General features: G+C 40.1%; 22 protein-coding genes. 18 read left to right on the top strand and 4 right to left on the bottom strand.

The genetic code is table 11. The features are described 5' to 3' along the window. The 5 genes from FN031_RS01230 (at nucleotide 1) to FN031_RS01250 (ending at nucleotide 4,571) form a co-directional block, all read left to right on the top strand. Nucleotides 1-561: a DUF1697 domain-containing protein gene (locus FN031_RS01230; RefSeq protein ID WP_142556917.1), complete on the top strand. Its 561-nt coding sequence runs from the start codon at nucleotides 1-3 to the stop codon at nucleotides 559-561. After that, nucleotides 558-1,367: a purine-nucleoside phosphorylase gene (locus FN031_RS01235; protein WP_142556919.1), complete on the top strand. Its 810-nt coding sequence runs from the start codon at nucleotides 558-560 to the stop codon at nucleotides 1,365-1,367. Before FN031_RS01230 ends, FN031_RS01235 begins: the two co-directional genes overlap by 4 nt. A 2-nt stretch (nucleotides 1,368-1,369) precedes the next feature. Then, on the top strand, nucleotides 1,370-2,650 hold the full coding sequence (locus FN031_RS01240) for a chloride channel protein (RefSeq protein ID WP_142556921.1): 1,281 nt from the start codon (nucleotides 1,370-1,372) through the stop codon (nucleotides 2,648-2,650). Between the two features lie 326 nt (nucleotides 2,651-2,976). Beyond that, entirely contained in the window at nucleotides 2,977-3,687 is a 711-nt protein-coding gene (deoD, locus tag FN031_RS01245; RefSeq protein ID WP_003007097.1) for a purine-nucleoside phosphorylase, read from the top strand. A gap of 152 nt (nucleotides 3,688-3,839) precedes the next feature. Next, a complete protein-coding gene (locus FN031_RS01250) occupies nucleotides 3,840-4,571 on the top strand; it encodes an NAD-dependent protein deacylase (RefSeq protein WP_142556922.1) in 732 nt (243 codons plus the stop codon). Between the two features lie 93 nt (nucleotides 4,572-4,664). Here FN031_RS01250 and FN031_RS01255 read toward each other — a convergent pair whose 3' ends face one another. The 3 genes from FN031_RS01255 to coaA form a co-directional block, all read right to left on the bottom strand. Beyond that, nucleotides 4,665-5,171, bottom strand: coding sequence for a DNA topology modulation protein (locus FN031_RS01255; protein WP_142556924.1), 507 nt, complete (start codon nucleotides 5,169-5,171; stop codon nucleotides 4,665-4,667). A 65-nt stretch (nucleotides 5,172-5,236) separates the two neighbouring features. Next, nucleotides 5,237-5,485, bottom strand: a complete 249-nt coding sequence (gene rpsT, locus FN031_RS01260; protein WP_029689628.1) for a 30S ribosomal protein S20 — start codon at nucleotides 5,483-5,485, stop codon at nucleotides 5,237-5,239. Between the two features lie 52 nt (nucleotides 5,486-5,537). Further along, complete coding sequence (gene coaA / locus FN031_RS01265; RefSeq protein ID WP_075567770.1) at nucleotides 5,538-6,458, bottom strand: type I pantothenate kinase; 921 nt, start codon at nucleotides 6,456-6,458, stop codon at nucleotides 5,538-5,540. A gap of 126 nt (nucleotides 6,459-6,584) precedes the next feature. Between coaA and FN031_RS01270 the strand changes: the two genes are divergently transcribed. The 9 genes from FN031_RS01270 to FN031_RS01310 all read left to right on the top strand — a co-directional run bounded on the left by FN031_RS01270 (nucleotide 6,585) and on the right by FN031_RS01310 (nucleotide 14,681). Continuing rightward, complete coding sequence (locus tag FN031_RS01270; RefSeq protein ID WP_142556926.1) at nucleotides 6,585-6,863, top strand: 1,4-dihydroxy-2-naphthoate prenyltransferase; 279 nt, start codon at nucleotides 6,585-6,587, stop codon at nucleotides 6,861-6,863. A gap of 57 nt (nucleotides 6,864-6,920) precedes the next feature. Beyond that, nucleotides 6,921-7,511: a class I SAM-dependent methyltransferase gene (locus tag FN031_RS01275; RefSeq protein ID WP_142556928.1), complete on the top strand. Its 591-nt coding sequence runs from the start codon at nucleotides 6,921-6,923 to the stop codon at nucleotides 7,509-7,511. Beyond that, nucleotides 7,508-8,791: a pyrimidine-nucleoside phosphorylase gene (locus FN031_RS01280; RefSeq protein WP_142556930.1), complete on the top strand. Its 1,284-nt coding sequence runs from the start codon at nucleotides 7,508-7,510 to the stop codon at nucleotides 8,789-8,791. The genes FN031_RS01275 and FN031_RS01280 overlap by 4 nt, the downstream gene beginning before the upstream one ends. A gap of 17 nt (nucleotides 8,792-8,808) precedes the next feature. Then, nucleotides 8,809-9,471 carry a deoxyribose-phosphate aldolase gene (deoC, locus tag FN031_RS01285; RefSeq protein ID WP_142556932.1) on the top strand — a complete coding sequence of 221 codons (663 nt, stop codon included), beginning with the start codon at nucleotides 8,809-8,811 and terminating at the stop codon, nucleotides 9,469-9,471. Beyond that, nucleotides 9,458-9,847, top strand: coding sequence for a cytidine deaminase (locus tag FN031_RS01290; RefSeq protein ID WP_142556934.1), 390 nt, complete (start codon nucleotides 9,458-9,460; stop codon nucleotides 9,845-9,847). The genes deoC and FN031_RS01290 overlap by 14 nt, the downstream gene beginning before the upstream one ends. A gap of 90 nt (nucleotides 9,848-9,937) precedes the next feature. Beyond that, complete coding sequence (locus FN031_RS01295; RefSeq protein ID WP_142556936.1) at nucleotides 9,938-10,999, top strand: BMP family lipoprotein; 1,062 nt, start codon at nucleotides 9,938-9,940, stop codon at nucleotides 10,997-10,999. A gap of 136 nt (nucleotides 11,000-11,135) precedes the next feature. Then, the gene (locus FN031_RS01300) at nucleotides 11,136-12,671 is read left to right on the top strand and encodes an ABC transporter ATP-binding protein (protein WP_142556938.1); all 1,536 of its coding nucleotides are present in this window, start codon (nucleotides 11,136-11,138) and stop codon (nucleotides 12,669-12,671) included. Next, the gene (locus tag FN031_RS01305; protein WP_142556940.1) at nucleotides 12,664-13,722 is read left to right on the top strand and encodes an ABC transporter permease; all 1,059 of its coding nucleotides are present in this window, start codon (nucleotides 12,664-12,666) and stop codon (nucleotides 13,720-13,722) included. Before FN031_RS01300 ends, FN031_RS01305 begins: the two co-directional genes overlap by 8 nt. A gap of 2 nt (nucleotides 13,723-13,724) precedes the next feature. Then, nucleotides 13,725-14,681, top strand: a complete 957-nt coding sequence (locus FN031_RS01310; protein ID WP_142556942.1) for an ABC transporter permease — start codon at nucleotides 13,725-13,727, stop codon at nucleotides 14,679-14,681. A 31-nt stretch (nucleotides 14,682-14,712) separates the two neighbouring features. Here FN031_RS01310 and plsY read toward each other — a convergent pair whose 3' ends face one another. Next, nucleotides 14,713-15,354: a glycerol-3-phosphate 1-O-acyltransferase PlsY gene (gene plsY / locus FN031_RS01315; RefSeq protein WP_142556944.1), complete on the bottom strand. Its 642-nt coding sequence runs from the start codon at nucleotides 15,352-15,354 to the stop codon at nucleotides 14,713-14,715. A 216-nt stretch (nucleotides 15,355-15,570) separates the two neighbouring features. Between plsY and FN031_RS01320 the strand changes: the two genes are divergently transcribed. The 4 genes from FN031_RS01320 (at nucleotide 15,571) to parE (ending at nucleotide 19,793) form a co-directional block, all read left to right on the top strand. Continuing rightward, nucleotides 15,571-16,212 carry an amino acid ABC transporter permease gene (locus FN031_RS01320; RefSeq protein ID WP_142556946.1) on the top strand — a complete coding sequence of 214 codons (642 nt, stop codon included), beginning with the start codon at nucleotides 15,571-15,573 and terminating at the stop codon, nucleotides 16,210-16,212. A 10-nt stretch (nucleotides 16,213-16,222) separates the two neighbouring features. Next, complete coding sequence (locus FN031_RS01325; RefSeq protein WP_142556948.1) at nucleotides 16,223-16,852, top strand: amino acid ABC transporter ATP-binding protein; 630 nt, start codon at nucleotides 16,223-16,225, stop codon at nucleotides 16,850-16,852. Between the two features lie 9 nt (nucleotides 16,853-16,861). After that, complete coding sequence (locus FN031_RS01330) at nucleotides 16,862-17,704, top strand: amino acid ABC transporter substrate-binding protein (RefSeq protein ID WP_142556950.1); 843 nt, start codon at nucleotides 16,862-16,864, stop codon at nucleotides 17,702-17,704. A gap of 145 nt (nucleotides 17,705-17,849) precedes the next feature. Next, a complete protein-coding gene (parE, locus tag FN031_RS01335; protein ID WP_142556952.1) occupies nucleotides 17,850-19,793 on the top strand; it encodes a DNA topoisomerase IV subunit B in 1,944 nt (647 codons plus the stop codon). Nucleotides 19,794-20,044 lie beyond the last annotated feature (251 nt).

The following is a 20,044-nucleotide window of genomic DNA, read 5'->3' on the forward strand; positions in this document are numbered from 1 at the left end:
ATGATTCGCTACGCTCTACTTGTTAGAGGAATTAATGTCGGTGGAAAGAATAAGGTTGTCATGGCTCAGCTGCGTCAAGAATTGACGGAGTTGGGATTAGAAAATGTAGAAACCTACATCAATAGTGGCAATATTTTCTTTAATAGTATTGTGCCTAGAACTAAATTAATAGAGGAATTATATGCTTTCTTTGAAAGACGTTATCCATATATACAGAGTTTTTCCTTGTTGTCTAACCAAGACTATGAAAAGGAGCTTAGAAATCTTCCTGATTGGTGGAATCATGAGATGGCTCGAAAGGATGTTCTCTTTTACACTGAGGGATTGGATGTGGATCAAGTCATCGAGAAAGTGAACAGTTTGGAACTGGTCGATGAAGTGCTTCATTTTGGAAAATTAGGGATCTTTTGGGGTAAATTGTCAGAAGCTAGCTACTCTAAAACATCCTATCACAAGCACTTGCTTAAGATGCCTTTCTATCGCAATATTACCATTCGTAACGCTAATACCTTTGACAAAATTGGTCAATTTTTAAAACATAAAAAAGGAGATAGACAATGACATTATTAGCGAAAATCAATGAAACAGCTGCTTTCTTGAAAGAAAAGGGAGTTGAAGCGCCGGAGTTCGGCTTGATTCTTGGTTCAGGACTTGGAGAGTTAGCTGAAGAAATCGACAATCCAGTTGTTGTAGACTACGCTGAAATTCCAAACTGGGGACGTTCTACTGTTGTTGGACACGCTGGAAAATTAGTTTACGGTGAGCTTGCAGGACGTAAAGTCTTGGCCCTTCAAGGTCGTTTCCACTTCTACGAAGGAAATCCTCTTGAAGTTGTGACTTTCCCTGTCCGTGTTATGAAAGTCTTGGGCTGCGAAGGTGTAATTGTAACCAATGCTGCTGGTGGTATTGGTTTCGGTCCTGGTACCTTGATGGCTATCTCAGACCATATCAATATGACGGGTCAAAATCCATTGATTGGTGAAAACTTGGATGAGTTTGGTCCTCGCTTCCCAGATATGTCTAAAGCCTACACACCAGAATACCGTGAGACTGCTCATCAAGTAGCTAAAAAACTCGGTATCAAGCTTGATGAAGGTGTCTATATCGGTGTGACAGGTCCAACTTATGAAACTCCAGCTGAAATCCGTGCCTTCAAGACTTTAGGAGCAGATGCGGTTGGGATGTCTACAGTACCAGAAGTTATCGTGGCGGCTCACTCTGGTTTGAAAGTTCTTGGTATTTCATGTATTACCAACTTTGCGGCTGGTTTCCAAGAAGAACTTAACCACGAAGAAGTAGTGGAAGTGACTGAGCGCGTCAAAGGAGACTTCAAAGGATTGCTGAAAGCGATTCTTGCTGAATTATAATCATGTTACAAGAGTTGAGGAGTAGTCTTCAGAAAATCCCATATAACCTCAAATTAGTTCTAGCGGTCATCATGCTAGGTCTAGTTTCAGGTATATTCGGAATTTTGCTCCATTATCTTTTAGAGCTGGTTGAAAGGATTGCTTTTGGTCAGACAGAGCATACCACTGGATTCTTGACAGATGGTGTTGCCTCATCACGAATAGGCTTCAGTTTAATCATCGTGGGTGTCAGTTCTGCCTTGGTCTGGTATTTCTTGCAAAGAAAAGCAAAGATTTTTTCCATCAAAGCGCAGATGAAAGATGAAACGTCACAATATAAACTTCATTTTTTAAAACAGCTAGTTCATTCAATTTGGCAGATTGTTGCAGTTGGAGGAGGAGTCCCTCTCGGTAAGGAAGCTGCGCCACGGGAGATTGGAGCTTTATTTGCAAGACCTATTGCCAATATTTTTTCTCTCTCCGTGAAGGACCAAATCTTTCTCATTGCCTGTGGAGCTGGTGCGGGTTTAGCGGCTGTCTATCAGGTACCGTTAACGAGTGTGTTTTTCGTTTTTGAAACCTTGGGAATTACTTTATCTGTCAAACATTTTTTCTTGGTCGGTCTGACTACCTATGTATCAGCCTTTATAGCAGGCTTTGTTGTTTCAGATCATGCTCTCTACCAGATTCCAGCTTTGACTTGGTCACTAGGTGATATGTGGCTTGTTCCCCTATTAGTTCTTTTCCTGACCCCACTCGCATGGCTTTTTGGTCGATTGAACAAACAAGTTTCTTCAAATAGAATAAAGGACAAACGGATACTCTATACTCTGCCTGTAACATTCCTTTTCCTTGTTGGATTGGCTAGCCATTTGCCTCATCTACTTGGTAATGGGCGTATGATGGCTCAGGAGATTTTAAACGGTAGTAATGCCAAGACGGTAATCCTCTTGTTTGTCTTAAAAGCCTTGGTCGTTTTAGTTACCCTTTGGGCAGGTGCCTATGGCGGTACCTTGACCCCATCTTTTGCCTTGGGGATGGCAGGAGCTGCACTCTTGACCATGATTTTAGGTAGTGGCAACCAGCCAGCAGTCTTACTATTAGGTTCGGTTTGCTTTTTAGCTGTGACCTTGAAGGCACCCCTGTCTGCAACTGGATTGGTAATGGGGTTCACTGGTCAGCCATTTGAGGCTATACCTTATCTTTTGGTGACTGCTTACTTGGCATTTAGTTTTGCTAAAATGCTGGACCGAATCCCTTGGGAGAAATACTTACGACCAAAGACAAGGATAATAGAAAATTAATAAGAATACTCTAATTTTTCTAATCAAAAATATATTTTAAATTTATAATCAATATCATTTAATAAAGAAAGGTAGGGCGAGGTGTTCTAATTTGAACACGAGCGGAAAGCTTTTCTAATTACTCAATAAAAACAGAAAGGATGGGTTTACCGTATTCGCTGAACTGAATACGGGTTACTCTCCTCTAAATCATCAAAATTAAGAAAGAAAGGAATTGAACCCACCCTAAAAGCAGTGGGAAAAAGATAGTTGGTCTAGCGAGCATCGCTCACTGCGGCCAACTCCTATTTTCCCTTCGCTTTTTGACGGGTTTGGTATCTTATATTATGTCTATCCATATTGCTGCTAAGCAGGGTGAAATTGCTGATAAAATTCTCCTTCCTGGAGATCCTCTTCGTGCGAAATTTATCGCTGAGAATTTTCTTGAAGATGCTGTTTGCTTTAACGAAGTGCGTAACATGTTTGGTTATACAGGTACTTACAAAGGTCACCGTGTATCTGTTATGGGAACTGGGATGGGAATGCCATCCATCTCTATTTATGCGCGCGAGTTGATTGTCGACTACGGAGTGAAGAAATTGATCCGTGTGGGAACGGCTGGATCTTTGAATGAGGATGTTCACGTCCGTGAATTGGTCTTGGCTCAAGCAGCTGCAACCAACTCAAACATCATCCGCAACGATTGGCCTCAATACGATTTCCCACAAATCGCTAGCTTTGATCTTTTAGACAAGGCCTACCACATTGCTAAAGACCTTGGTATGACGACACACGTCGGAAATGTCTTGTCATCAGACGTTTTCTATTCAAACTATGGTGAAAAGAACATCGAGCTTGGTAAATGGGGCGTCAAAGCTGTAGAAATGGAAGCAGCTGCTCTTTACTATCTTGCTGCTCAACACCATGTCGATGCTTTAGCTATTATGACGATTTCTGACAGCTTGGTCAATCCAGACGAGGACACTACAGCAGAAGAACGCCAAAACACTTTCACTGATATGATGAAGGTTGGTTTGGAAACATTGATTGCTGACTAAGGTTCTTGGATTTGAAGCTAGTCTTCTTACTTGCGATTTCTAATAGTTGTGAGCGTGATATCCCATAATCATCCAATAGAAGTTGAAAGCCCAGTTGACAGTAGCCAAAGGTTTTCAACTTTTTTAGAACTAAAAACTTAAGGAGGAGTAAGATGGATAAAATGGAACAATTACAGGAACTGATAGATCAAAGTCAAAGAATTGTCTTTTTCGGTGGTGCAGGAGTTTCTACTGAGTCAAATATTCCAGATTTTCGAAGTTCAGATGGTCTATATAGTCTTAAGTTAGGTAGACATTTTTCTGCGGAACAATTAGTATCTCATACTATGTTTGTGCGCTATCCAGAGGACTTTTTCGATTTTTACAAAAAACATCTAGTATATCCAAAAGCCAAGCCCAATGAAGCACATTATTATCTGGCTTCGTTAGAAAAGGCTGGTAAGCTTAAGGCTGTTGTAACTCAAAATATTGATAGTCTTCACGAGATGGCCGGTTCGAAGAAGGTTTTGAAACTGCATGGAAGTGTGGACCGTAATTACTGTCAGGGCTGTCATCGTTTTTATGATTTAGAAAGCTTTTTGGCTCTCGAAGGTCCTGTTCCGTACTGCCAAGATTGTGGTCAGGTAGTTAAACCCGATGTAATTCTTTATGAGGAGCCACTCGATATGGATGTTTTTAGCCAAGCGGCTCAAGTTATTCAGAAAGCTGATTTATTGATTATAGGTGGGACTTCTTTGGTTGTTTATCCTGCAGCTAGTTTGATTAATTACTTCTCAGGTTCAAAACTTGTTGTTATAAACAAGTCAAGTACTCCTCAAGACAGTAAAGCTGATTTAGTCATTGAAGGAAAAATTGGAGAAGTCTTTTCTAAATTGAGACAATAACATATAGCTAAAAGAAGGAGTAGCTTATTTATTTCAGTTTTGTCTTATCAAATGAAGGAAAATATATAAAATGAGGGCTCAATTTTTGAGTCCTCATTTTTGATTTAAGAATTGATCTAATTCTCTTTGATTATGAATAATCGTAATTTTTTGTGCATAATCAAGACAAATTTGTTTGTACTGTTCTTTATGTACAGAACTACGACCATCCCATAGAATCCAGCGGATAAATTCCCCGTTAAATTGCTCAGGACATCCAGCTGCCATGCTTTCTCTAACTCTTCCTCTATATTTGAGATAGCGTTTAAAAGCTCTAAAAAGACAAGACAAAGATGAAAAATTAAGAAAGATGATCTGATCAGCTCTTTGCAATCTTTCCTCATAGCAGCACCAAGAATAGTTGCCATCAATGACCCAGTTCTCGTTTTCTGCTAAAAAAGTCTGCATTTCTTTTAACATCCAATCTCGATTACTCTCTTGCCAACCTGGCTGAAATTGGAGAGTATCTATATGGAGTTTGGGTATTGAATAGTAATTAGCGAGTTTATCTGCTAGAGTTGATTTTCCTGACCCAGAGTATCCAATTATGGAAATCTTCATGATGTTCCCTCTAAAATTTGGTACAAAAAAAGCTCCGTAGAGCTCATTTTGTTTTCAGTTATTGATTAACCAAGTTTAGCAGCAAGACGTGCTTTATCGCGGCTAGCTTTGTTTTTGTGGATCAAACCTTTAGTTTCTGCTTTATCGATAGCTGAGCTTGCAGCACGGTAAAGTTCTTCAGATGGGTTTGCTTCAAAAGCTTTGATAGCAGTACGCATAGCTGATTTTTGAGCTGAGTTTTTTTCGTTTTGTTTAACGTTCAATTCAGCGCGTTTGATAGCTGATTTAATGTTTGCCAATGTTCTTACCTCCATATTTACTAACTATACCATTATATCTGAAAACTGTTATTTTGACAAGGGGAAATCATTTTTTTAAATAAATTTCATCAATTTCATGATTTTTTGATTTATGAAGAATAACTTCAGCCCGATTTCGTGTCGGTTCTATATAGTTTTGGAGGTTAGTCAGATTAATACTAGTCCAAACTTGATGAGCTAAATCCTTTACCTCACCTAAAGGTAGTTGAGCGTAACTATAATAGTAACTATCTGGATCATCTTGGGCCATACTTAATAGTTTTAGGAATCTATCTAAATACCAACTCTCGATATCCTCTACAGCTGCGTCTACATAGATTGAAAAATCAAAGAAATCAGTTATATAGAGGCGAGCATTTTGGGGATTTTGGAAAACATTGATTCCCTCAACAATTACGAAATCAGCGGCCTCTACCCGTTGTTTTTGATCTGGTACGATATCATAGATTTCATGAGAGTAGACTGGGATATCAACATCTTGACCATTCTTAAGATGATCTAGGAAATTGATGAGAGCCTCCATGTCATAACTTTCTGGGAAACCTTTCCTAGTCAGAATTTCTCGTTTGATTAAGGTATCATTAGGGAATAGGAAACCATCAGTTGTAACTAACTCGACTGTAGCTCCTGGAACGATACGTGAAAGTAATATTTGTAAAAGACGGCTTGTAGTAGATTTTCCAACAGCCACACTCCCTGATACACCAATGATAAAGGGCTGGGTTTTACTTTCTCTCTGAAGGAAAATGCTTTTAGAAAATGCCAGGTCTTCTTTGGAACGTTTGTAGATTTGAATCAGATGCGCAAGTGGTAAATAAATGTCTGTTACGTCGTCCAAGCTGATTTGGTCGTTAAAACTTTTGATAGAATCCAATTCGTCTTCAGTCAAAGGTGGAGTGGTTTTACGATGTAAAGATTGCCAGGTTTTGCGGCTAATTTTTTCAAAATGTAAAAATTCGTTAGTCATAATTTTTCCTCATTAACCCCCCTAGTATAACATATTTCTAATTTAAAGGGGGAATAAAAGATTTGAATCAGAGCGCTTTCTTTGTTAAAATAAAGCTAAGGAATACCAATAAAGGAGTGTGGGGTTATGGCAAAATTTTTAACTGATAAAAAATTGGCCGTCTCTATTTTATTAGTCATCCTTTTATGGATATCGGCAATTTTATGGAACTTTGATATTTCTATTGGAAGATTTAATATCAACTGGCTATATTTTGTATTTTTTAAGCTATTACCAGCTTTAGGCGTTCTCTATATTTTCTTAGCATTTTTGTTAAAGAAATGGTGGCTGGTTTTGATTGGTCTAGCTTGTCTATTTTCATTTTTTATTAGTATGTGCCTAGGTTATCTCTTCTTAGGTCCTTAGTTGGTATAGACAGTGTAAACGATTTAAAATATCTAAATTTTATGGTAAAATAATCCTATGAGTAAAATGTATTATGCAGAGAATCCAGATGCAGCCCATGATGTTCATGAACTTAGAGTTGAACTACTTGGGCAAAAGATGACCTTTTTGACAGATGCTGGCGTCTTTAGTAAAAAAATGATTGATTTCGGAAGTCAGCTGTTGTTAAGATGTCTAGATGTCGAAAAAGGTGAAAAAATCCTTGATGTTGGTTGTGGCTATGGTCCAATAGGCTTGTCTTTGGTTAAAGCTTATGGTGCCCAAGCGACCATGGTGGATATCAATAATCGTGCCCTGGATTTAGCCCAGCAAAATGCAGTAAAAAACAATGTTCAAGCGACTATCTTCCAGTCCAATATTTATGAGCAGGTAGAAGGACAATTCAATCATGTCATTTCGAATCCGCCCATTCGTGCAGGCAAGCAGGTCGTTCATGAAATCATCGAGAAAAGTATTGATTATCTTATGGATGGTGGAGATTTGACCATTGTTATCCAGAAAAAACAAGGAGCTCCTAGTGCCAAAAACAAGATGGAAGAAGTCTTTGGTAATTGTGAGGTTGTGAAGAAAGACAAAGGATATTATATCCTTAGAAGTGTGAAAGAATGAGAGCAGTAGATCTAATCCAGAAAAAAAGAGACGGTCAAGAACTAACCTCAAGTGAAATCCAATGGCTGATTGAAGGTTATGTAGCAGGAACTGTTCCTGATTACCAGATGTCAGCCTTTGCCATGGCTGTTTATTTTAAAGGAATGACCACACGTGAGATTTCTGACCTGACGATGAATATGGTCAAGACAGGTCAAGAATTTGATTTATCCGCTATAAATGGTGTGAAGGTTGATAAACACTCTACGGGTGGTGTTGGTGACAAGGTAACTTTAATCCTAGCACCATTAGTAGCTAGTTTTGACGTACCAGTTGCCAAGATGAGTGGTAGAGGTCTAGGACATACTGGTGGAACAATCGACAAATTAGAATCTATCAAAGGTTTTCAAGTCGAACGCAGTCAGGATGACTTTATCAAACAAGTCCAAGATATTGGTGTTTCAGTAATTGGACAGTCTGATCAACTAGTCAAAGCGGATAAACTACTCTATGCACTACGAGATGTGACTGCGACAGTTGATACCATCCCCTTGATTGCTAGCTCTGTCATGAGCAAAAAGATTGCTGCTGGTGCTGATGCGATCTTACTTGACGTAACAGTTGGTGAAGGTGCCTTTATGAAGACGGTTGACGAAGCACGCCAACTGGCTCAAACTATGGTAAATCTTGGGAAGGCTGTAGGTCGTCAGACAGTCGCAGTCATTACAGATATGAACCAACCTTTGGGACGCGCCATTGGGAATCGTTTAGAAATTCTAGAAGCATTAGAAATTTTGCAAGGAAAAGGGCGCGAGGATATTAGTCATTTTATCTGTGAGTTAGCCCGTATTATGCTGTCTTTGGCAAATGTTGAAAAAACGGTCGAGGAAGTGAAAGAACATCTTGAGAATGGCAAGGCTCTTAAAAAATTTGAAGAGATGGTTCTTTCTCAGGGTGGAGATTTAGAGGATCTATATCGCCCTGTAACAGTTGATCATGTGGTAGAAATTCCTGCTCAGGAAGATGGTGTTATTGAGGCACTGCCAGCCATGGATTTCGGTCTTTTCGCCATGAGATTAGGTGCTGGTCGTGCAGTCAAAACAGATGCTCTTGATTATGAGACAGGAATTGTTTTTGAGAAGAAAGTTGGGGAATCAGTCAAAAAAGGTGAAATTGTCGCAAAAGTATATGCAAATGACAAAATTTCTCCGGAACTAGTTACAGATTTCCAAAAATATGTTAAAATTAAAATGAGTGATGAAACGCTAAAAATGCGTGAAATCATCGAAATTATCTCCTAATTTAAGGATAAAATGATATGAAATTAAATAAATACATTGATCATACGCTTTTGAAGCAAGATGCGACAGTAGAACAAATTGATTCTTTGTTATCTGAAGCAAGAGAGTATGATTTCGCCAGTGTTTGTGTGAATCCTTGCTGGGTTTCTTACGCACATTCTGGTCTTCAAGGCACAGACGTTAAAGTCTGTACCGTTGTAGGTTTCCCTCTTGGAGCTACAACTTCAGCTGTTAAGGCTTATGAAACCAAAGAAGCTATCCAAAATGGTGCTGACGAAATCGATATGGTTATCAACGTTGGTGCACTAAAATCGGGAAATGCTGGATTAGTTGAATCAGATATTCGAGCAGTTGTTGAAGCAAGCGGAGACAAACTCGTTAAGGTGATTATTGAAGCTTGTTTGTTGACAGATGAGGAAAAAGTTTTGGCTTGTCAACTAGCCCAGAAAGCAGGAGCAGACTTTGTCAAGACTTCTACAGGTTTCTCGACAGGTGGTGCAACACTACCAGATGTTCAATTAATGCGCCAGACAGTTGGACCGGATATGGGTGTCAAAGCTGCTGGTGGAGCTCGTTCTTATGCAGATGCTGTTGCTTTTGTTGAGGCGGGAGCTACTCGTATCGGGACATCGTCTGGTGTAGCAATCCTTAAAGGAGAATTAGCTGATGGCGACTACTGAGTTGATTGATTTAGCAATTGAAACTAGTAAAAAAGCCTATGTACCCTACTCACATTTCCCAATTGGTGCCGTATTGGTTGCCAAGGATGGAAGTGTTTATACTGGAGTCAATGTCGAAAATGCTAGCTTCTCTTTGACCAACTGTGGCGAAAGAACAGCTATCTTTAAGGCAGTTTCTGAAGGACAACGAGACTTCTCAGAATTGATAGTCTATGGTCAAACAGAAAAACCGATTTCGCCTTGTGGTGCTTGTCGCCAAGTCATGGTCGAATTTTTTAAACCAGATCTAAAGGTGACTCTAGTCGCCAAAGATAAAACGACGGTCGAGATGACGGTCGGGGAATTACTTCCATATTCTTTTACAGACTTGCATTAGTCTGTGTCACTCATTCAGTGACAAGGGTCCTTGTGACCTATCTATCCATACTTGCAACTTAGTTGCGCATTTTATTTAGGAGGTTCAGTAATGAACAAGAAACAATGGCTAGGCCTTGGTCTAGTTGCAGTAGCAGCATTTGGACTTGCTGCATGTGGTAATCGCTCTTCTCGTAACGCAGCTTCTACATCTTCATCTTCTGATTTGAAGACTAAAGCAGCTATCGTGACAGATACTGGTGGTGTTGATGATAAATCATTCAACCAATCAGCTTGGGAAGGTCTTCAAGCTTGGGGTAAAGAACACAATCTTGAAAAAGATAAAGGTTATACTTACTTCCAATCAACAAGTGAAGCGGACTATGCAAACAACTTGCAACAAGCGGCTGGAAACTACAACTTGATCTATGGTATTGGTTTTGCACTTAAAAATGCAGTTGCTGATGCTGCCAAAGAACATACAGATATAAACTATGTTTTGATTGACGATGTGATTAAAGATCAGAAAAATGTTGTAAGTGCTACTTTTGCTGATAACGAAGCAGCATACCTTGCAGGTGTGGCTGCAGCTAAAACTACTAAAACAAAACAAGTTGGTTTTGTAGGTGGTATGGAATCTGAAGTTATTTCTCGCTTCGCAGCTGGTTTCAAAGCTGGTGTTGAGTCAGTTGACCCATCTATCAAAGTTCAAGTAGACTACGCTGGTTCATTTAGTGATGCTGCTAAAGGTAAAACAATCGCTGCAGCTCAATACGCTGCAGGTGCAGATGTTATCTACCAAGCAGCTGGTGGTACTGGAGCAGGTGTCTTCTCTGAAGCTAAATCTTTGAACGAAAGCAAAAATGAAAGTGAAAAAGTTTGGGTTATCGGTGTAGACCGTGACCAAGTAGATGAAGGTAAATATACTTCTAAAGATGGTAAAGAAGCTAACTTCGTACTTGCTTCTACTTTGAAACAAGTTGGTACAGCTGTAAAAGACCTTGCCAACAAGGCTGAAAAAGGTGAATTCCCTGGTGGTCAAGTTATCGTTTACTCATTGAAGGATAAAGGTGTTGATTTGGCAATGACAAACCTTTCTGAAGAAGGTAAAAAAGCTGTTGAAGATGCAAAAGCTAAAATCCTTGATGGTAGCATCAAAGTTCCTGAAAAATAATTGATGGAAGTCATTTCTTAGGAAGCGGTCTTGGGCCGCTTCTTTAAGAATTGAGGCAAATGGTTTTGTCTCAATAGAGCTTGTTAAGTGATTTAGCAAGTTTTCTTGAAACAAAAAACTCTGAAAGGAAGAGCACATGGCACACGAAAATGTCATTGAGATGCGTGAGATTACCAAGGTTTTTGGTGAATTTGTCGCTAACGACAAGATTAACCTTGAACTTCGTAAAGGTGAAATTCATGCACTTTTAGGAGAAAATGGAGCTGGCAAGTCCACTCTTATGAACATGCTAGCGGGGCTTCTAGAACCAACTAGTGGTGAAATTGTGGTCAACGGTCAAGTTGTGGAGCTAGACTCGCCATCAAAAGCAGCTAGCCTAGGAATTGGGATGGTCCACCAACACTTTATGCTGGTAGAAGCTTTCACTGTTGCTGAAAATATCATTTTGGGGAGTGAATTGACCAAAAATGGCGTTCTAGATATTGCGCGAGCAACTAAAGAAATCATGGACTTGTCAGAGCGCTATGGCTTGGCAGTTGATCCCTCAGCTAAAGTAGCTGATATCTCTGTTGGAGCTCAGCAACGTGTCGAGATTTTGAAGACTCTCTATCGTGGTGCGGATATCCTCATCTTTGACGAGCCGACTGCCGTTTTAACACCGTCTGAAATCGATGAGTTAATGGCAATTATGAAGAACCTTGTTAAGGAAGGGAAGTCAATTATCCTAATCACCCACAAGTTGGATGAAATTCGTGCAGTTTCTGACCGTGTTACAGTCATTCGTCGTGGTAAATCCATCGAAACTGTCGAGATTGTAGGAGCGACCAATGCTGACTTAGCAGAAATGATGGTAGGGCGTTCTGTTTCCTTTAAGACAGAGAAGCAAGCAGCTCAACCAAAAGAAGTTGTTCTATCAATCCAAGATTTGGTGGTCAATGAAAACCGTGGAGTACCTGCAGTAAAAAATCTTTCTCTTGATGTTCGAGCTGGTGAAATTGTTGGTATTGCCGGAATTGATGGGAATGGTCAGTCCGAATTAATTCAAGCTATTACCGGTCTTCGTAAGATTGAGTCTGGTAATATTGAGTTGAAAGGTCGTTCAATTTCTGGCTTACATCCTCGTCAGATTACTGAAATGAGTGTAGGTCATGTTCCAGAAGACCGTCATCGCGATGGTTTGGTTTTGGACATGATGATTTCAGAAAACATTGCTCTTCAGACCTATTATAAAGAACCACTTAGCAAGAACGGAATTCTCAATTATACAAATATTATTTCTCATGCTAAAAAATTGATGGAAGAGTTTGATGTCCGTGCAGCAAGTGAGCTTGTTCCAGCATCCGCACTCTCAGGTGGTAATCAGCAAAAAGCAATTATCGCTCGTGAAATTAATCGCGACCCTGATCTCCTCATCGTCAGCCAGCCAACTCGTGGTTTGGATGTCGGTGCTATTGAATACATTCACAAACGCTTGATTGAAGCGCGTGATAACGGGAAAGCTGTCCTTGTTGTCAGCTTTGAACTAGATGAGATTTTAAATGTCTCGGACCGTATCGCTGTTATCCACGATGGTAAGATTCAAGGAATTGTAACACCAGAAACAACCAACAAGCAAGAACTTGGTGTCTTGATGGCTGGTGGAAGCTTGGGAGAGGAGAAGAGTGATGTCTAAAAAATTACAACAAATTTCGGTTCCCTTGATTTCTGTCTTTCTAGGAATCTTACTGGGAGCCATTGTCATGTGGGTTTTTGGCTATGATGCCATCTGGGGTTATGAAGAATTGTTTTACACAGCCTTTGGTAGCCTACGAGGAATTGGTGAAATCTTCCGTGCTATGGGTCCTTTAATCTTAATTGCCCTTGGATTTGCGGTGGCAAGTCGCGCTGGTTTCTTTAACGTTGGTCTCCCTGGACAAGCCCTTGCCGGCTGGGTTTTGAGTGCTTGGTTTGCTCTTTTAAATCCAGACATGCCACGTTCCTTGATGATTATTTGTACAATTCTTATCGCCTTAGTCGCTGGTGGGATTGTCGGAGCTATCCCAGGAGTTTTAAGAGCTTATCTAGGAACATCTGAAGTTATCGTAACTATCATGATGAACTATATCGTTCTCTACGTGGGGAATGCCTTCATTCATTCATTCCCTAAGGAAATTATGCAGAGTACAGATTCATCCATCCGAGTCGGAGCTAATGCTACCTACCAGACACCTTGGTTGGCTGAACTAACAGGTAATTCTCGTATGAACATTGGTATTTTCTTTGCCATTATAGCTGTCGGACTTATCTGGTTCTTACTCAAGAAAACAACCCTTGGTTTTGAAATTCGAGCAGTTGGACTAAACCCCAATGCTTCTGAATATGCAGGTATTTCTGCAAAACGTACTATTATCCTATCGATGATTATCTCAGGTGCTCTTGCAGGTCTTGGAGGAGCAGTAGAAGGCCTTGGTACTTTTCAAAACGTTTACGTTCAAGGTTCATCATTGGCTATCGGATTTAACGGTATGGCGGTTAGCTTGCTTGCTTCAAACTCACCAATTGGTATCCTCTTTGCAGCCTTCTTGTTTGCTGTGCTTCAAGTCGGTGCTCCTGGTATGAATGCGGCTCAAGTGCCTTCTGAACTTGTGAGTATCGTAACAGCCTCAATTATCTTCTTTGTCAGCGTTCACTATATCATCGAGCGCTTTGTCAAACCAAAGAAACAAACAAAAGGAGGTAAGTAAGGATGTCAATTACAACAATGTTAACCCTAATGGTTTCGTCTATGTTGATTTATTCAGCTCCCCTCATTTTCACAAGTATTGGAGGAGTTTTCTCCGAACGTGGTGGGGTAGTTAACGTCGGACTAGAAGGAATCATGGTCATGGGTGCCTTTTCTGGGGTAGTTTTTAACCTTGAATTTGCTCAGGATTTGGGAGCATTAACTCCTTGGTTGGCTCTTTTGGTGGGTGGTATAGTTGGAGCAATCTTCTCGCTAATCCACGCAGTAGCGACAGTACATTTTCGTGCTGACCACGTTGTCAGTGGTACAGTACTAAACTTGATGGCTCCTGCCTTGGCTGTATTCTTAGTAAAAGTACTTTATAACAAGGGACAAACGGATAACTTAACGCAAACATTTGGTCGATTTGATTTTCCAATTTTAGCCAATATCCCAATCATTGGAGATATCTTCTTTAAGTCAACAAGTTTACTTGGTTACCTTGCGATTGCCTTCTCATTCTTAGCATGGTTTATCCTTTTCAAAACACGCTTTGGTCTTCGCCTTCGTTCTGTTGGTGAGCATCCACAAGCGGCAGATACCTTGGGGATCAATGTTTACAAGATGAGATACCTTGGTGTTGTGATTTCAGGTTTCCTTGGAGGAATTGGTGGAGCCCTTTATGCTCAATCAATCTCAGTTAACTTCTCAGTGACAACAATCATCGGTCCAGGATTTATTGCTCTTGCGGCTATGATCTTTGGTAAATGGAATCCAGTAGGAGCTATGCTTTCAAGTCTTTTCTTTGGACTATCTCAAAGTTTAGCAGTTATCGGATCACAACTTCCTTTCTTACAAGGAGTACCAACAGTATTCTTGCAAATCGCACCATATCTTTTGACCATTGTCGTTCTAGCAGCCTTCTTTGGTAAAGCTGTTGCTCCGAAAGCAGATGGTATCAACTATATTAAATCTAAATAATATAAAAAAAACGTCAGTTGAAACTGACGTTTTATTTTTTTGGTTCTTGGTGAGTTAAGTTCAGTCCCCAAGGGATAAGATTTTCTGTTTTATTTTGGATGCGTTTGATATTGTCCTTGTGTCTCACAATAACTAAACTTGCAAGACCGATAATAATCAAAGTGAAGAGTAGGTCATAATTACTTAAGATAAACCCAAAAAGAGGGAATAGAAGGACTCCAAGAATCGCAGCTATAGCAGCTGATATACTAGAAAGGGAAATCATACTTCCGAGATAGAGAATACCGAAAAAAATGACTGCAAGGTAAAGGCAAAAGAGAGGAGCAAAACCAAAAATAACTCCAGCACTGGTTGCAACAGCCTTACCACCCTTAAAATTGGCAAAGATAGGGAAGGTGTGGCCAATGACTGCTAAAAGCCCAAAGACGATTGGTGAAACTCCCTGCACATGGAAGATTAGTGGAAGTAGAGTAGCCAAAGTACCTTTAAAAAAATCAATTACAAAGGTTGCCATTCCAGCTTTTTTGCCTAAGATTCGGAAAGTATTGGTCGTTCCAGTATTACCAGATCCATGTTCTCTTATATTAATGTTAAAGAAAGCTTGCCCAATCCAAAGCCCAGAAGGGATGGAGCCTAGTAAATAGGCTATAATTAATAATACTATTGTCATCATGCTCCTATTATACCATGAAATAGGAGAGAAACGGAACTGAATCTGTTTACTTGCTGTGACATCTGATATTTTATCAAAGTTGATAAGTTTTTCATGAGTACCATTTTTATTCAAAAATAAAGGCTAAAGTTTTAAAAATTCATGAAAGTTTCTGAAAAACTTGATTTTGTGTTTATTTATGCTATAATAGGAACAATTATTTTTAGGAGGTGGAGTATGTCTTACTTATTTGAGATATTACCAAGTTTATTGAGCGGTACGACAATGACTTTACAAGTTTTTGCACTGGTCTTACTTTTTTCAATCCCTTTAGGCATTTTGGTTGCCTTTTGCTTACAGGTCCATTGGAAACCCCTCCATTACATGATTGATGTTTATATCTGGGTGATGCGTGGGACACCCTTGCTTTTGCAGTTAATCTTTATCTATTATGTTTTGCCAAGTATCGGAATTCGACTAGATCGTGTGCCAGCAGCGATTATTGCCTTTACGCTTAATTATGCAGCCTACTTTGCAGAAATATTCCGTGGAGGGATTGCAACGATTCCTCAAGGACAATATGAAGCAGCTAAGGTTTTGAAATTCAAACCTATCGATACCATCCGTTATATTATCTTACCTCAGGTCACTAAGATTGTTTTACCAAGTGTATTTAACGAAGTTATGAGTTTAGTTAAGGATACTTCTTTGGTTTATGCACTGGGTATTTCAGATTTAATCCTAGCTAGTCGTACTGCAGCCAATCGTGATGCGAGCTTGATTCCCATGTTTCTAGCAGGAGCTATCTATCTTCTCATGATTGGTATTGTTACGATTATAGCTAAGAAACTTGAGAAAAAGTTTAGCTACTATAGATAGGAGGTTATCCATGTTAGAGTTAAAAAATATCAGCAAAAAATTTGGAAAAAAAGAAATATTATCCAATTTCAATTTAACAATTCCTGAAAAGCAAATTTTGGCCATCGTTGGACCTTCTGGTGGTGGGAAGACAACCTTGCTTAGAATGTTGGCTGGACTTGAAACCATTGATTCAGGTGAGATTTTTTATAATGGAGAATCCTTACCTTTGGATGAACTTGAAAAGCGTAACTTATTAGGTTTTGTCTTTCAAGACTTTCAACTGTTTCCTCACCTATCTGTTATGGAAAATTTGATTTTGTCACCTATCAAGACTATGGGAATGTCTGAAGCAGATGCAAAGAAGAAGGCAACCGACTTACTCGCTCGTCTGGGGCTCGAAGCTCATGCGGATGCTTATCCATACTCATTATCGGGTGGTCAAAAGCAACGGGTTGCCTTAGCGCGTGCTATGATGATTGATCCAGAAGTGATTGGCTATGATGAGCCGACTTCTGCACTTGATCCTGAGTTGCGTCTCGAAGTTGAAAAACTGATTCTACAAAATCGGGAACTAGGTATGACTCAGATTGTCGTGACCCACGATCTCCAGTTTGCAGAGAATATAGCTGACCAGATTCTCAAAGTAGAGCCTAAGTAGGAGGTGTCTATGAATCGAAAACAATTCAGCCTTGTTTTGGTATCCCTTCTAGCTTTTTTCCTAGTAGGATGCACACAAAAAGCTAGTGATCCTAAAGTCGATAATTGGGAAAAATACCAACAACAGGGAACAATTACCATTGGGTTTGACAATACCTTTGTTCCCATGGGATTTGAAGAAAAGAATGGACAATATGCTGGATTTGATATTGATTTAGCCCAAGCTGTTTCTGAGAAACTTGGTTTCAAGGTTCAGTTTCAACCCATTGATTGGGATATGAAGGAAACCGAACTTCAGAACGGCACGATTGATGCTATCTGGAATGGATACTCAGCAACTGATGAACGCCGTGAGAAGGTTGCTTTTACCATTCCTTATATGGAAAATCAGCAGGTGCTAGTTTCTAAGAAATCTCAGAATATCCGATCAGTGTCTGATATGACAGGTAAGATTTTGGGTGCACAGGCCGGTTCTTCTGGTTATCTAGATTTTGAAGCTCAACCGGAACTCTTAAAAAATATCGTAAAAGATAAAAAAGCCAACCAATATCAGAGTTTCAATGAAGCCTTGATTGACTTGCAAAACGATCGGATTGATGTCCTTTTAATTGACCGTGTTTACGCCAATTATTATCTTGAAACCGAAGGAATTTTAGACCAGTATGAGATTTTTCCTGCTGGTTTTGAGAGTGAGTCTTTTGCAGTTGGAGTGAGACCCGCTGATAAGACCTTGCTAGCTAATTTGAATCAAGCTTTTGTAGAACTCTATCAAGAAGGAAAATTCCAAGAAATTAGCAAGAAATGGTTTGGTGAAGATGTAGCTACCAACCAAATTAAAGGAAAAGAAAACTAAGATTTTGTCTTGGTTTCTTTTTTTGGTGGAGTGTGGTAAAGTTTCTGCTAAAAAGGACTTGGGAATAGGCTTTTAACTAGAAAAACTTTGCAAATTCCCTAGAAAACCTGTAAAATAGTAAAGATGAACGAATAGGAGGTTCCTTGTGTCAAAAAAGGAAATCAATATTAACAATTATAATGATGATGCCATTCAGGTGCTAGAAGGGTTAGATGCAGTCCGTAAACGTCCAGGGATGTATATTGGATCGACCGATGGTGCTGGTCTCCACCACCTAGTCTGGGAAATCGTCGACAATGCTGTCGATGAGGCCTTGTCTGGATTTGGTGACCGGATCGATGTGACCATTAATAAAGACGGAAGTTTAACAGTTCAAGACCACGGACGTGGAATGCCGACTGGAATGCACGCTATGGGAATTCCAACGGTTGAGGTTATCTTTACCATCCTTCACGCCGGAGGAAAGTTCGGTCAGGGTGGTTATAAGACATCAGGAGGTCTTCACGGGGTTGGTTCTTCTGTCGTTAATGCCCTCTCTAGTTGGTTAGAGGTAGAAATTACTCGTGATGGAGCAGTTTATAGACAACGTTTTGAAAATGGAGGCAAGCCAGTTACAACCCTTGAAAAGGTTGGGACTGCACCTAAGTCTAAGACAGGTACCAAAGTGACCTTCATGCCAGATGCCAGTATCTTTTCTACGACAGACTTTAAGTACAATACTATTTCAGAGCGTCTCAATGAGTCAGCCTTTCTATTGAAGAATGTAACCTTGTCATTAACGGACAAGCGAACAGATGAAGCTATCGAGTTTCATTATGAGAATGGGGTACAGGACTTTGTTTCTTATCTTAACGAAGACAAGGAAACCTTGACGCCAGTCCTTTACTTTGAAGGCGAAGAGAATGGTTTCCAAGTGGAAGTAGCCCTCCAGTACAATGATGGATTTTCAGATAATATCTTGTCTTTTGTCAATAACGTCCGTACCAAGGATGGTGGAACGCATGAGACAGGACTTAAGTCTGCCATTACCAAAGTCATGAATGACTATGCCCGTAAGACGGGACTTCTCAAGGAAAAAGATAAAAATCTTGAAGGATCCGATTACCGCGAAGGGTTATCGGCCGTTCTTTCTATCCTAGTTCCTGAAGAACATCTTCAGTTTGAAGGACAGACTAAGGATAAACTTGGAAGTCCACTAGCTCGTCCAATCGTTGATAGTATTGTTGCTGAAAAACTGACTTTCTTCCTTATGGAAAATGGGGAATTGGCTTCGAATCTGATTCGTAAAGCCATCAAGGCCCGTGATGCCCGTGAAGCAGCACGTAAAGCGCGTGATGAGAGCCGAAATGGTAAGAAAAATAAAAAAGACAAGGGTTTACTTTCTGGTAAATTAACCCCAGCCCAGTCTAAAAATCCAGCTAAGAACGAACTCTATCTGGTCGAGGGGGACTCTGCCGGTGGATCTGCCAAACAAGGTCGTGACCGCAAGTTTCAGGCTATTTTGCCTCTTCGTGGTAAGGTCATCAATACAGCCAAGGCCAAGATGGCAGATATCCTCAAAAACGAAGAAATCAACACCATGATTTATACCATCGGTGCTGGTGTTGGGGCAGATTTCTCTCTTGAAGATGCCAACTATGACAAGATCATTATCATGACCGATGCGGACACCGATGGTGCCCACATTCAAACCCTTCTCTTAACCTTCTTTTATCGCTATATGCGTCCTTTAGTCGAGGCAGGACATGTCTATATCGCCCTTCCTCCTCTTTACAAGATGTCCAAAGGGAAAGGAAAAAAAGAAGAAGTGGCCTACGCTTGGACGGACGGAGAGCTAGAAGAACTCCGTAAGCAGTTTGGCAAAGGAGCCACTCTCCAACGCTACAAGGGGCTTGGTGAAATGAATGCGGACCAACTTTGGGAAACAACCATGAACCCAGAAACTCGTACTCTCATCCGTGTCACAATCGAAGACTTAGCACGCGCAGAACGTCGCGTAAATGTCCTCATGGGAGATAAGGTCGAACCACGCCGTAAGTGGATTGAAGACAATGTCAAGTTTACGCTGGAAGAAGCGACTGTGTTTTAAAATTAGGATATAAATACAAATGGAGGACAAGATATGTCTGAAAATCTAAGTGAAGAGCAAGTTAAAGAAGCCCTTGAAAGTGGCTATGCGCAATCTGAGGCCCTATTAAAAGATAAAGATGAATTAGATGATTTTTTGTACCGTTTGGAGCAAAAAATTAAAGAGATGCCATTGGTTGGTAAGAAATTTACAATGATCCCAGTCATGATTTCTTTAGTGAAAAATTATGCTCAAGGGAAATACACAACGGT

The sequence above is a fragment of the Streptococcus mitis genome (assembly GCF_902159415.1).
GTDB lineage: Bacteria > Bacillota > Bacilli > Lactobacillales > Streptococcaceae > Streptococcus > Streptococcus mitis_BG.